This is a genomic window from Bacteroides cellulosilyticus (genome assembly GCF_020091405.1).
Taxonomy (GTDB): Bacteria; Bacteroidota; Bacteroidia; order Bacteroidales; family Bacteroidaceae; genus Bacteroides.
Map to the genome: position 1 here is coordinate 1510808 of NZ_CP081903.1, position 15503 is coordinate 1526310.

Sequence of the window (15503 nt, forward strand, 5' to 3'; positions counted from 1 at the left end):
TTTGCAATACCTAATTAGTCCGATATACAGATATGAAAAACAGACACTACTTCCCCCAAGTTTCACTGCTTATCTGCATCTTATGCTGCTTTCCGCATTTGATTCATGCATACAGTCTGCGGCAATTTTCAAACAAGAACGGTTTATCCAACAGTGCTATCTTATCCCTTTACCAGGATCATCAGGGAGTTATCTGGATCGGTTCATGTGACGGTTTGAATATTTTCGACGGTACCAATATCCATGTGTACAATCCTGCCAACCCGACGAAAGCCTCGCTATCCGGAAATCTGATTAACGACATCATGGAGACTGAAAAGGAGGTATTATGGATACAGACCAACTATGGACTGGACCGTCTGGATACCAAACACCAGACATCTAAAAGCTTTACGGAGTTCAAAGACAAGAACTATATGGCAAAAAGCAGGGATAATGACCTTTTCATCGTAAAAGACGACGGATATATCTATTACTATCAACCGGAAAAGCAACTCTTCCAAAAGCTGGAAGTACCTCAAATAGCATTTGGACACGTATTATCCACCATCATCGACGAAAACAATATTCTATGGATATTCACTTCGGATAATGACACCCGCAGCTATCAGATAAACAAGAATAAAGAAGGAATAACCCTCACCCCCAACAATCTTTTCAAGCACCCCGAACAGTTACTATGGGCATTCGCAGAAGAAGATCTGGTCTATTTCATCGATAAGACTTACTCACTCTATGAATATGACTTCGGCAATCAACAGCAATACTTTATTGCAGATCTCAAAGCAGAAGTCGAAACTCGCGGAGAAGTTTCTTCCATCATCAAACAACAAAACGACTATTACATTGGCTTCAAAAGCAGCGGATTGATCGTATTGAAATATATGTCCGATCAGAAAATAAAATACCAGATGCAAGATACGGAAATCCATTCCGGCATCTTCTGCCTGATGAAGGACAAATATCAGGATATTGTTTGGATAGGAACAGACGGACAAGGGGTATACATGTACTTCAATGATGCTTTCTCCATTACCAATACGCTGCTGGATACTCCTGTATACCAGATAAACAACCCCGTACGTACCGTTTACTACGACGAGGAACAAACCTTATGGATAGGAACCAAAGGAGGAGGTATATTGCGTATCAGGAATTATTCTCCGGAAACCAATGCAGCAGCTTCTTTCGACCGGATCTCCATCAGCAACAGTACCTTAACCGACAACACCGTCTATTGCTTTGCCCCCGGTTCTGCGAACAGGTTGTGGATTGGAACAGAAAACGGCCTCAACTACTATTCATACCAAAATAAACAGCTGAAAGCATTTACAGTGATAGCCGATGGAAAGAAGGTGAAATATGTACATTCCATCAACGAATTAAATGATACCACTTTATGGGTATCCACTGTAGGTGAAGGTATCGTAAAAGTTATTTTGGATAAAGCCGGTAACTCTCCTTCCGTTAAATCGGCTACCAGAATTGTTCTGGATGACGGGCGTATGGCTTCCAATTATTTCTTTACCTCCTTCCAAGAGAATGATTCTATCCTTTGGTTCGGTAATCGTGGTTATGGAGCCTACCGGCTCAATGTCGAAACCGAACAGCTAACTCCATACAGATTTGATAATGTAGTGAACAGTCAGACGGCCAATGATATTTTCGCCATTTATAAAAATGAGAAAGGATATTGGCTGGGAACCAGCTCCGGACTACTTCACTTCAATGAAGATTACTCACATTATCATGACAGGGCTGACCTTTTCTCAAACAACACAGTACATGGCATTTTGGAAGACCAGCAAAATAACCTTTGGATCAGCACGAATCAAGGACTGGTAAGGTTCAACCCTAAAACCAATACCGGGCAGACTTACGACCGGGAAAACGGACTGGAAGTCACTGAATTCAGTGATGGAGCTTTCTATAAAGACTTGCGGACCGAAACTTTGTTCTTCGGAGGGACAAACGGGTTTGTCACCGTCAAGCCTAACGCTTATATTATGGCAGACTATATGCCTCAAATAAACCTGAAGGGATTATCTATCTTCGGAAAAGAATACAATATTCATGATTTTCTTCACGACAAGAAAGGAAAGAAGATACTTCAGCTGGATTATAGCCAGAACTTCTTCTGTATCGACTTTATGGCAATAGATTATATAAATGGTAACAATTACTCTTATTCTTACAAATTGGACGAAGTAAGCAGCCAGTGGATAGAAAGTGGAATATCGGCCAGCGCCATCTTCTCCAATCTTGCACCCGGACAATATACCCTGTTAGTGAAATACAAGAATAACATGAATGGAAAAGAGTGCGAACCGCAGAAACTTCTGATTCAGATTACTCCTCCCTGGTATTTAAGTAACTGGGCGTATATTCTCTATTTCATATTAATCGCTTTGTTCTGCATTCTTGCTGTTTACAGGATAGTTCATCAATACCGCCGGAAGCAACACCGCATGATTGAGAAATTGAACCGGGAAAAGAAAGAAGAAGTCTATGAGTCCAAGCTGCGCTTCTTTACCAACATCACGCATGAATTCTGTACGCCGCTGACGCTGATTTATGGTCCGTGCGAAAAGATACTTGCCTACCCGCAATCTGATTCGTATATCCGCAAATACGGGAAGATGATACAGCAGAATACAGAAAAACTGAATGGCTTGATTCTGGAACTGCTGGAATTCCGCAGGCTGGAAACCGGTCATAAAGTGCTTTCTATCCAAAGATTATCTGTATCGGACAAACTCCGGAACATAGCGGAATCCTTCTGTGAATTGGCTGAAAATAAGAATCTGAACTATCGGTTGGATATTGAGCCGGACATTGAATGGAACACGGATATCAGTTGTTTCAGCAAGATCGTCAATAACCTGATCTCAAATGCTTTCAAATATACTCCGGAAGAAGGGAATATCACCATCGACCTGAAAGTAGAAAACCAGCTTCTAACCCTTAATATATCCAACTCAGGAAAGGGGATAGCGAAAGAGAATCTTGCAAAGATATTCGATCGCTATAAGATATTGGATTCTTTTGAAATGAATGGCAAGAATTCACGGAATGGGCTGGGATTGGCTATTTGTAAGAATATGGTTACTCTGTTGAACGGTGAAATCAATGTCAGCAGTATTCAGAATGAGATAACGACATTTACAGTCACTTTACCGGAACTATCGCCCACTGCACAGGAAGCGGAAACACCCCAAAAAGTGTATGAAACAGGACCTCTGAATACAAATACGGAGCCCATGGAACTGGAACAGACCGCTGTTAATTTCGACACTTCCAAGCACACGGTTATGATCATTGACGACGATCCTTCTATGTTATGGTTCGTCTCGGAAATATTTGTAGATAAATACAATGTATTATCTTTCAATAACGCTGCAGAAGCTTTGGCCAGTCTGGAACTGAAACAGCCGGATCTGATTATTTCAGATGTGATGATGCCTGAAATAGACGGACTTTCCTTTGCCCAGAAAATCAAGCAAAACAAGTTATGGAGCCATATTCCACTCATTCTACTGTCTGCCCTTCATCACGAAGACGATCAGGTGAAAGGCATTGAGGCTGGTGCAGAAGTGTATGTGACGAAACCTTTCAATGTAAAATACTTAGAGAAAGTAGTCTACCGGTTGATTAAAAGAGAATCGGACCTGAAAGAATATTATAGTTCCATATTCAGTTCATTCAAAGTGGAAAACGGGAACTGTATCCACAAAGAAGATCAGGAATTCCTGGATAAGGTGATAGAAACCATAGAAAAGAATATCACAAACCCTGACTTATCCGTTGAACTATTGAGCAGTGACCTGGGCTATAGCACCCGTCAGTTCTACCGTAAATTAAAGCCTATAACGGACAAATCTCCTGCTGATATCATCAAAGAATATCGCCTCACAATGGCCGAGCGACTGTTGCTGACAAAGAACTATACCATTGAGGAAATAATGGACAAGACAGGTTTCAATAACCGCGGAACGTTCTATAAGTTATTCTCCCAGCGTTTCGGTATGCCACCACGCCAATATAGGGAACAGCAGAAGGATAGTGTGAAGAAGGAATTGACAGACTAAAAGAACAAAAAATGAGGTTGTAACCTTTGTTACAACCTCAACATATAAATCCATAGATTATTTCCTTTTGGTTTCCTTCAATACTTTCTTTTCCGTACTGTCCAGTTTCCTCTGTACTTTTTTCACATCTTCAGCAGGAGGAAGACTTTCAGGAACAATCCCTCTCTGTAACAGCATATTTCTAACAGCAGTATTATTATCTACATGCTCCTGACCAATCGGATTAATCCCTCTTAAATCTTTAGTCTGTATATTTACACTTGTCATTTCAGCAGCCAAATCTTTTGCCTTAATACTGATAGTAGGAAGAAAATCAGCTACAGGACGACTATCGGGAACTCCCATTTTACGTTTTAATTGTTGTGTACTCAAACGGAACAGCGCTTGGTCACCTTTAGAACGTATAAGGGCAAATCCTTTACTATCTACCCCTCTTTCATAAATAACACCTGATAACTGCTTTTCAGTCTGTCCAAGCTTTTCACGAGCTTTTACACGTTCATACTCAAGTAAACGCTGTTCTATCAATTCCGCTTTCCGGGTTTGCACCGCAAAATAATTCTGCGCAAAAGAGATCTGTTCTTTACGGCTATCACCATTTTGTGCAATTAGATAACAGGCATAGCGGGTAAGCATCATGTCATCAATAGCTTTTTCGGCTCCTTTAGGCATTGCGATCGTTTTCCTGACGTCAGGAAAATGATCGGGAACATGTTCTGAGGCATGTTCACAAGCTTCTTTAGCTTTATCAATCACCTTGACGAAGTTCTCCCACTTAGAGTAACCCAACAAAACCTGCAATTCTCTTGCACTCCAGCATTCTACACCTTCGTATTCGGAAGCGGCCTCTTCAAACTGGCGGAATAAGGCTAAAATTTCATTTCCTTTCATTTATTTATAGTAGTTGGTCTATTTCCCCTTTACAATCCTCTTAATATCATTCAACTTATTCAATGCCTCCAGCGGGGTCAGATTATTCACATCCAGATTCAAAATCTCGTCACGTATCTGGCAGAGCACAGGATCTTCCAACTGGAAAAAGCTAAGCTGCATGCCGCCACGCGTCTCTCCTACTTCCGCCATCGGCTTACTTGCAATACCTTGCTGACGATTGTCTGCCTCAAGCTGTTTCAGAATGTCATTCGCACGTTTTACGATACTTTTCGGCATACCCGCCATCTTTGCCACATGGATACCAAAGGAGTGTTCACTACCGCCACGTTCCAGTTTACGCAGGAAAATGACCTTATTATCCACCTCCTTAACGGAAACATTGTAGTTCTTGATACGCTTGAAGCTTTTCTCCATCTCGTTCAACTCGTGATAGTGCGTAGCAAACAACGTACGCGCCTTTGCTTTAGGATGCTCATGGATATGCTCTACAATCGCCCAGGCAATAGAAATACCGTCGTACGTAGATGTACCTCGTCCCAACTCGTCAAAGAGCACCAGACTGCGCGAAGAAAGGTTATTCAAAATATCAGCCGCCTCATTCATTTCCACCATGAAAGTAGACTCTCCGACAGAAATATTATCACTGGCACCTACACGGGTAAATATCTTATCCACCAAACCGATATGTGCACTCTCGGCAGGTACGAAGCTACCAATCTGTGCCAGCAGCGTTATCAACGCCGTCTGTCTCAGCAATGCAGACTTACCCGCCATATTCGGACCGGTAATGATGATGATCTGTTGCGAGCTACTATCCAGCACCACATCATTGGCAATGTACTTCTCTCCTATGGGAAGTTGCTTCTCGATAACCGGATGTCGTCCCTGGCGGATATCCAGTACATCGTTGTCTTCGATGACAGGACGTATATAATTATTCTCACGTGCCACATTGGCAAAAGACAGCAAACAGTCCAGACGCGCGATCTGGTTTGCATTCACCTGAATGGCAGGAATAAACTCACTTAAAGCCTGCACCAGTTCCATGTAGAGCTGGGTTTCCAGTATCAATATCTTATCTTCGGCACCGAGAATTTTCTCTTCGTACTCTTTCAGCTCTTGTGTAATGTAACGTTCGGCATTGGCCAAGGTCTGTTTACGTATCCACTCCTGTGGTACCTTATCCTTATGTGTATTGCGCACTTCAATATAGTAACCGAATACATTGTTGTAACCGATTTTCAGACTGGGAATTTCAGTCAGCTCACTTTCCCGTTGCTGTATCTGTAGCAGATAATCTTTACCGGAATAAGCTATCTGGCGTAATTCATCCAATTCGGCATTGACGCCCGACTTCATAACACCACCTTTGTTTATCAGCAACGGAGGATCATTATTAATCTCTTTTTCAATGCGGTCGCGAATGGACTTACAGATATTCAGTTGCTCACCGATACGGTTCAGACTGGCATTATCCGCCTCCATACAAGCTTCCTTAATAGGCTCGATAGCCTGCAAAGCCACCTTTAATGCAACTACTTCACGAGGAGAAACACGTCCTACAGCCACTTTAGAGATGATACGTTCCAGATCGCCTATCAGATGCAACTGCTCTTCGATCAGTTCTTTGAAATCCGGCTGACGAAAGAAGTATTCCACCACGTTCAGACGTTCATTGATAGGCAGTACATCTTTCAACGGAAACACCAACCAGCGCTTCAGTAAACGGGCACCCATCGGACTGATAGTCTTATCAATCACATTCAGCAAACTGCTGCCTCCATCATTCATGCTGCCTATCAACTCAAGGCTACGGACCGTGAATTTATCCAGACGGACGTATTTATCTTCTTCAATACGTGCCAAAGAAGTGATATGCCCGATTTGGGTATGCTGCGTCATGATGAGATATTGCAGGATAGCTCCCGAAGCGATGATACCATTCTTGAGATGCTCTACACCAAAACCTTTCAGATTCTTCGTTTCAAAATGCTTCAGAAGTTTCTCCCGGGCGGTAGTCTCTGTAAACACCCAGTCGTCCAGTTCGAAAGTAAAGAACTTACTTCCGAAATTCCCCTCGAACATGCCCCGCTTACCACGCTCAAAAAGTACTTCTTTAGGCGCGAAGTTATTCAATAGCTTGTCTACATAGTCGAAAGGCCCTTCTGCTGTGAGGAACTCACCCGTAGATATATCGAGAAATGCCACACCGCACGTTCCCTTACCAAAATGTACGGCAGCCAGGAAGTTATTCTCCCGGTAATTCAGTATATTATCATTAATAGAAACACCGGGAGTTACCAGTTCCGTAATACCCCGCTTCACCAGTTTCTTGGTCATTTTCGGGTCTTCCAACTGGTCACAGATGGCTACACGCTTCCCGGCACGTACCAGTTTAGGCAGATACGTATCCAGTGCATGATGAGGGAATCCCGCCATTTCAACAGTCTTCCCTTTACCATTGGCACGCTTAGTCAGGGTAATTCCCAGGATTTCGGCTGCAACAACAGCATCGGTAGAATAAGTTTCATAGAAGTCGCCGCAACGAAACAGCATAACGGCATCAGGATGCTTGGCTTTCAGGTCCAAGAACTGTTTCATCATCGGGGTAAGGACAATATCTTCTTCGCTCACAGTAGTTGTTCTTTATAAATTTATTAATATGCAAAAGTGCAGCTATTTCCGCAGCCATGCAAAGATAATTCTTTTTTAGAAAACAAGTACTGGGGGGACTCAAATCCTTAGTAAGCCTTAACAAAAACAACACTTTTACTAAAACATGTTATAAAACACTCTTTTTTATTTGTTTTATTTGCAGATATTCCAAAAGTCCGTATCTTTGCACTGTGTTTTTCATAGTATTAGATTTAAGGTTAACAAAGGTTGGAGTACAGCGGTACTCCTTTTTTTATGCCCATACCTTACAGGGAGGTTCACAAAAATGCCATTTTGATTGAAGTATTGCCAATAATACCCTATTTTTGCAATCGCCACCAAAGAAAATACCTTGTAACATTATGGAAAACAGAATGCATCGTACAGAAATTCAGATATATGTATCCCCCTTTCTCATTGTCATCTTCCTATTAATGAGCATTTTCTCATATGCACAGCAAATAATAGCCAAACAAATGCCTTTTCTGGAACAGCTGCCTTCCAATGAAGTAATAGACTTACATCAGGATCAGAATGGATTCATCTGGTTAGGAACTAAAAACGGCTTAGGGCGATATGACGGATACCAACTCCAGACTTTCAAATCAGATTTTAACCAGCCTCATTTATTAACCGATGATTTCATCTGGTGTTTTGCTGAGGATGATAATTGCCTGCTGGTAGGAACAAGACAGGGAGTTAATTTGGTGGATAAAAGTAACTATCAGATACGGCCATTCCCAGATACAGAAATCCAGAATACATGGATAAACTTCATGTTGGTAGATAGCCGGAAAGAACTATGGATATGTACCCGTAATCAGGTTTCTCACTACAATTCCGACTATTCGTTGAAGAAACGTTACGGAAATTTGATCCCGGCGGTTCCCAATAATGGTATAAACTCAATATATGAAGATCATTTCGGCAATATATGGGTATGCACATGGGGAGGAGGTTTATATAAGTATCTCAAGAATACAGATACATTTATGAGTTTCCCTACACTCGGAGTGAATAATAATCCGTTTAAAATATTTCAGGACAGAGATGACCAATATTGGATATTGACTTGGGGAGACGGTATCTACCGTTTTCATCCGGATGCAACAGAGGATAAAATGTACACGCATCAAGAAATCTTCAATGAAAAACTGCACCTGCCTGAAACCGCCTTCTTCAGTGTAGTACAAGATGATGTTTACGGCTATATATGGGTATTCGGCTACCACGAACTCTATGCTTTCAAAGTGGTGGACGGACATCTGGAAAAAGTGGACCTCAGCTCGTATATGTTCGATTATAACAAAATGTTCAGCCAGATCATTAAAGACAGGGAAGGCAACCTTTGGGCCGGGGCTTATGACAGCGGGTATCACTTGCTAATGGGAAATCCTGCCATAGCTAATAACTTCCTGCCCAAACTGAAAAGACATGTAGGTTTCGACACGAATATAACCACTCTGGGTATTGACCCCAACAATGGGCTCTGGTTCAATCAGGAACGTTGGGGACTCTGCTGGTATGACATAGAACAGGATAAATTCTATGACTACTCGAATACAAATTCCGGAGTGCATAATGTAGGATATATCCTCCGTTCGAAACAGCCGGGAGAATTCTGGTTGGGATGCAGAGACCAGCCTACTCTCTACAAAGCAAAACTAAACAGTAAAAGAGAAATTGAGTACCTACTGGCAAAGGACTTATATACACCAAAGGGGACTACAGGCAACATTACATCCATGTATGAAGACAGTAAGGGAAATTTATGGGTAGCTACTACCGGACAGCTCTATCTAAAACCGGATGGCAAAGACTTTATCATCCCCGAATTCTCTCTGCCCAACATTACATCTATTGCAGAAGACGGACACGGTAACATCTGGTTGGCAACCGAAGATTCCGGTTTACATAAGGTTTCTTTACGGGATAAGCTGAAACCGATTAAACAATACTCAACCCAGAATTCATCCTTACCCAGTAACAATATTGATAAGATAGTGATCCAGGAAAACCATCTATGGATCGCCACTACTCAAGGTTCCATCCTGAAAATGGATTTCAACTCAGAGACAATGAAGGACTTCAGTAGCTCATGCGGAATGACCGGACAGTCTATTTTAGGGATGAAACATGACAGGAATACCCTTTGGATACTAACAAACCGACAATTGACTGCCTATGATATCCAGTCAGATAGATACATTCATTATTCAAATTCAGACGAATCCGTTCAGATAAACTCGTTCAAGAAGGACGTCATAGACTTGTTCAATGGCAAGCTTTATGCCGGTGGGCATGGTGGCTTTGTATCGATGGCTTCCTCAAAATTCCCGTCTAAGAAGATCAATTCCAATCCGGTCATCATAACAGATATCAAAGTATCCAATAATTCTTTCTTCTTCAATCCCCAGCGCCAGTCGAAAGATTTATCAACCCGAAGCGTCTGGTTGGAGTCCGAAGATAACAATCTTGAAATCTTCTTCTCCGCTCTTCAATTTACAGCAACATCGAGAATAAGATACGCCTACAAGATGGATGGCGTGGACAAGGAATGGGTATACACCGAAACCGGCAACCGATCAGCTTTCTACAATAAAATCCCTAAAGGATACCATACTTTCAAAGTGCGTTCTACAGACGAATACGGCTACTGGAAAGACGACGTCACAGAACTGCGTATCTATAAAAAGCCGGCTTGGTATGAAACATGGTGGGCATATGGTACCTATATAACTCTCACCATCCTGATTCTTTATTCCATCATGTTCTATTACTTGCACAGGGTAAGGCAGTCCGACCAGGTCAGATTCCAGAAAGAACTGACCAAGACTAAACTGGAATATTTCACCCATATAAGCCATGAATTACTCACCCCACTTACTACCATCAGCTGCGTAGCGGACAACCTAAAAGAAACAAAGGTTTCTCCACAGGAAGATGTACATATATTGAAAAGTAATGTGCTCCGCTTAAAACGCTTAATCCAGCAAGTGCTAGATTTCCGGAAAGTAGAAAACGACTCGTTTGTACTTACCCCTACCTATGGCAATATCAGCAGCTTCATCCGTGAAATCTACCATACAGGCATACGACCGATCATTGAAAAGAAAAACCTTCATTTCAGTCTTCATCTGGAAGAAAAAGACATTTGGGGATATATGGACTTTGACAAAATAGATAAGGTTCTGTACAACATACTCTCGAATGCAGCCAAATATACACCTGCCGATAAAAAAGTAGAACTGAATGTATCGACTCTGCAAAAGGATAATTTCCGATTCCTCCGGATAGAGGTGCAGGATGAAGGAATAGGCATAGACCAGAAAGAAATATCCAAGATATTCACTCCATTCTATGTGAACAAAACAGCTTATGCGCCTCAATCAAACGGTGTAGGGCTTTCATTAACCAAGAAACTAGTCACCTTGCACAAGGGAGGCATCCAGGTAGAAAGCAACATCGGAGAAGGTTCCAGATTTACAGTTCTAATCCCTATCGACCGGAATTATTATCCGGAAATAAAGGACATTATCGAAACCAGTAAAATGCCGTCAACAGTACCAAATGAAGCAATAGAGGAAACAGAAGGGAAAGAAGGTACGATATTACTGGTAGATGACAATGAAGAGTTCCTGCTACTGATGAAAAGAAAACTGGCAATACACTATAATGTACTCACCGCTACAAATGGGAGAAAAGCACTGGAGATTGTAAGGGCCGAAGACGTAGATCTGATGGTCAGTGACTATATGATGCCCGAGATGGATGGAATCGAACTTTGTGAAACTATGAAACAGGACATCAACACCAGCCACATACCGGTACTGATGCTCACGGCAAAAAATTCAGTAGAAGACCAAGTGAAATGTTTCAATGCGGGAGCAAACGGATACCTGACGAAGCCATTCGATATGAAAATGCTCAATGCACGCATTGATAATCTGATGAGAGCCAACCAGAAACGGCAAGAGAAGTTCAGAGTCGATACAGAAATCAACGTTGTAGCACTGGAATATCAGAGTACTGACGAGCAATTCCTGGAAAGAGCTATAGAATGCATCGAACACCATCTGATTGAAACAGAATTTGACATAGACACCTTTGCTTCGGAACTTAGCGTATCCAAGTCCACCCTAAACAGAAAGATGAAAGCGATGACTGGACTCTCTCCAGTAGAATTTATCCGCAATATCCGACTTAAACATGCCTGCACACTCCTGAAAAGACCTTTCATTAATGTTTCAGAAGTTGCTTATGCAGTGGGCTTCAGCAACCCTAAGTATTTCACAAAGTGTTTCAAAAAAGAGTTTGACGTAACACCTACCGAGTATCAGAAAAAGGAAGAAGAGAAATAGTTCATTCCTCTTGTTGCTGACTCGACCTCCACTTGTCGCTGACTTGACATCGTCTTGTCAGCGACACGACACAGCCTTGCCAAATACGTCTGAAAATACAGTAATGAATAAATATCTTCCCCGTCATTAAGTGTATTTTTGACGCAATTAAGGTATAAATATAGCGCATTCCCCTCACTGTACTCCTTTCTGCCTTATTTGAATACTCTCCCCAGATCTTTTCTATATTTATTTGCACCGATCTTAAAATCTTATAAGAATACATATAGGTAATAAGATGGTTTCTCAAGATAACAAACATCTTTATATTATTAAACTAAATTTATTCAAGTAAATGGAAAAACACAAATTTCTAATGTGGTTTACCTTCCTATTTATAGGAATGGTAAATGTGTATGCTCAACAATCCACACTTAATGGCAAAGTGCTGGATGGAAATGGAGAACCATTGATAGGTGTATCTATCCAAGTGAAGAATACTCCTCGCGGAACCATTACCGATTTTAACGGTAATTTTTCAGTTGAGGTGACTTCCGGGGAAACGTTGATCATATCCTATATAGGGTATCTCCAGCAAGAAATTGGAATTACCAACCAAAAGACCTTAAACGTTACCATGACAGAAGACAGTCAAACACTGGATGAAGTAGTTGTTGTTGGTTACGGTTCTCAGTCAAAAAGGAAAGTTACTACAGCTATCAGTAATGTGGATTCTGAAACGCTGACCCGCTCTGCATCTACCACTACGGCTGGGGCTCTCTCCGGTAAAATGTCCGGATTATCTACCCGTGCCAAAGATTCACGCCCCGGAAGAGGTATCCAATTAGAAATACGCAATATGGGAAAACCCTTGTACGTAATTGATGGCGTTCCTTATGGAGGAGAAGCAGAAAGAGATTGGCTGGGCTTAACGCGCATATCCGGTGAAGACGCCTTTAATGCACTGAATTTGGAAGACATCGAGAACATCTCTATCCTTAAAGACGCTTCGGCAGCTATCTACGGTTTGCGTGCTGCAAACGGAGTTGTATTGGTAACTACCAAAAAGGGACGCAAAGATGAAAAAGTTTCGATCAACATTAATGGATATTATGGCTGGCAAAATCTGACCCGTTTCCCCGAAATGGCAAATGCAGCTCAATATGTACGCGGCAGGGTGGAAGCCGAGCAAAATGCAGGAGCTGATCCCAGCCTGCTTTATTCAAAAGAAGAACTAGCCAAGTGGCAGGCAGGGACAGAGCCCGGTTATCAGAGTTACGACTACTATGACCTAATCATGAGAAAAAATGTACCTCAATATCATCTTAATGCAAATATAACGGGAGGCTCTGCACGTTCAAACTATTACATGTCTCTCTCCCGTACAGGGCAAGAAGCACAAATGGAGGATTTCGATTACAACAGAACCAATTTTCAAGTTAATCTGTCAAGCAATGTTTATAAAGGATTAACTATAGGAACACAAACATCTTTAAAAATGGAAAAAACAAGAGATGTAGGATTAGGGGATAGCGACAGTTACTTCGGTGCTGTGTTAGCTGTAATGGCTAACAGACCGACAGCAGGCCCTTACGCAAATGGAAATCCTGATTATATTAATAACACTCCCAACAGATCAGACCTGAACCCTGCTCTGTTTTCCAGAGACAAAATGGGATATAAGGACTTTCACACTAAAGAAGCTAATGTTAATCTTTTCGCCGAATATAAATTTGATTTCGGATTAACTGCAAAGTATACTTATTCGCAAAATTATACAGACGTTATGTTCGACGGGTTTCGTTATTCCTATGATCTGTACACGTATGATTCAAATAATGACACGTATAATAGAAGTGGTGGTTTAAGCGCACCATGGAGATTCCAGAATAAGGCTAAATCAACATCCCATTATCACAATTTCCAAGTGAACTACACAAAAACGCTCTGGGAAGATCACTATATATCTGCCGTTTGGGGATATGAAAGGAGCGATTGGGAAAGAGACCTAACCTGGCTGCAAGGAGCACCCGATAACAACTTTATCCCTTTGATTACAGGTACCGATAAACTTACAGGTTACGGTGATGAATGGACCTATCAGGCAAGAGTTGGCCATATCGGAAGAGTCAACTACAGTTATAAAGACAAGTATCTGTTAGAATTACTTTGCAGATATGACGCTTCCTATTTATACGCTCCCGGCAAACGTTGGGGATTCTTCCCGGGAGTTTCTGCCGGATGGCGTATCTCTGATGAAAAATTCTTCAAAAAACTAAAACCTGTAGTGAATGATTTGAAGTTAAGATTTTCTGTTGGACAAACCGGTCAGGAAGCTGGAGTAAGTGCTTTCGGCTATTTGGTTGGATATGACTATGGGCGCTTCACCAACAACGCACTGGTTGGAGGCACGGTTCTGGATGGTGAGTACGTAACAGGTATGCAACCCAAAGGTCTTCCTGTAACCAACCTATCGTGGGAAAAACATACTACTTGGAATATTGGCTTTGACGCTAAACTTTTTGATAATAAACTATCAGTCACAGCAGATGCCTTTAAAAAAGTTATCTCAGGCATCCCGGCCGGACGTTATGATGTACTCTTACCAAGTGAAGTAGGATATAGCCTACCAAATGACAATCTGAATAAAAATGAGTACAGAGGGTTAGAAGGTATGATTACCTATATCGATAAAATCGGGGAACTAAATTATACTATAAGTGCCAATATCACCTACTCGAGATTCAGAGACATGGAAAGATATAAGCCTCGCTATGGTAGTTCCTGGGATGAATACCGTAATGCCCCCTTAGATCGCTGGGGCGGTATCTTATGGGGGTACCAAGTAGTGGGAAGATTCCAATCGGAAGAAGAGATTCGAAACTATCCGATTAATAACGACGGGCAAAACAACCGGACACAACTCCCCGGTGACTTGATCTACAAAGATGTCAACGGTGATGGTATGATCGACTATTTAGATGAAAGACCTATCGGATATCCAGACAGTTGGGCTCCTATGCTTTCTTTCGGAGGCAATATAGGTTTGCAATGGAAGAATTTTGATTTAAACTTGGACTTTGCAGGTGCTGCCATGCAATCGTGGAATCAAAATTATGAATTAAGAAACGCTTTCCATGCCAATGGAAACTCACCTGCCTATCTTCTGGAAGACAGATGGCACCGAGCCGATCCGTATAATCCCAATAGTGAATGGATATCAGGTTACTATCCTGCAATAAGGTATAATACAAGTTCAAACAATGGAAAGACATCCGATTTCTGGATACACGATGTTCGTTTTCTTCGGCTAAAGAATGCAGAACTGGGATACAGTTTACCTAAAAAGATACTGGAAAAAGTCAGTATCACCAAAGCCCGTTTCTTCGTAAGTGCTTCCAACTTATTTTCAATCGACAATGTAAGCAAGTACGGTATAGATCCCGAAATTCAAGCAAGCGGAGGAGCTGTATATCCACAACAAAGAACAATCATGTTAGGATTTAATGTAACCTTTTAACGTAAA

Annotated in this window: 5 protein-coding genes; 3 read left to right on the forward strand and 2 right to left on the reverse strand. The window is 41.7% G+C overall.

Annotation, left to right across the window (positions count from 1 at the left end; genetic code table 11):
• Positions 1 to 32 precede the first annotated feature (32 nt).
• Positions 33 to 4088, forward strand: a complete 4056-nt coding sequence (locus K6V21_RS05225; protein WP_224321083.1) for a hybrid sensor histidine kinase/response regulator transcription factor — start codon at positions 33 to 35, stop codon at positions 4086 to 4088.
• Between the two features lie 57 nt (positions 4089 to 4145).
• Here the strand turns inward: K6V21_RS05225 and dinD are convergent, their stop codons facing one another.
• The gene (gene dinD / locus K6V21_RS05230) at positions 4146 to 4979 is read right to left on the reverse strand and encodes a DNA damage-inducible protein D (protein WP_224321086.1); all 834 of its coding nucleotides are present in this window, start codon (positions 4977 to 4979) and stop codon (positions 4146 to 4148) included.
• 18 nt (positions 4980 to 4997) lie between these two features.
• Complete coding sequence (mutS, locus tag K6V21_RS05235) at positions 4998 to 7586, reverse strand: DNA mismatch repair protein MutS (RefSeq protein ID WP_129615429.1); 2589 nt, start codon at positions 7584 to 7586, stop codon at positions 4998 to 5000.
• Between the two features lie 413 nt (positions 7587 to 7999).
• On the opposite strand from mutS, the gene K6V21_RS05240 reads away from it, so the two are divergent.
• Both K6V21_RS05240 and K6V21_RS05245 read left to right on the forward strand, forming a co-directional pair.
• Entirely contained in the window at positions 8000 to 11998 is a 3999-nt protein-coding gene (locus tag K6V21_RS05240; protein ID WP_224321087.1) for a hybrid sensor histidine kinase/response regulator transcription factor, read from the forward strand.
• Between the two features lie 334 nt (positions 11999 to 12332).
• Entirely contained in the window at positions 12333 to 15497 is a 3165-nt protein-coding gene (locus tag K6V21_RS05245) for a SusC/RagA family TonB-linked outer membrane protein (protein WP_410490262.1), read from the forward strand.
• The last annotated feature ends 6 nt before the right edge of the window (positions 15498 to 15503 follow it).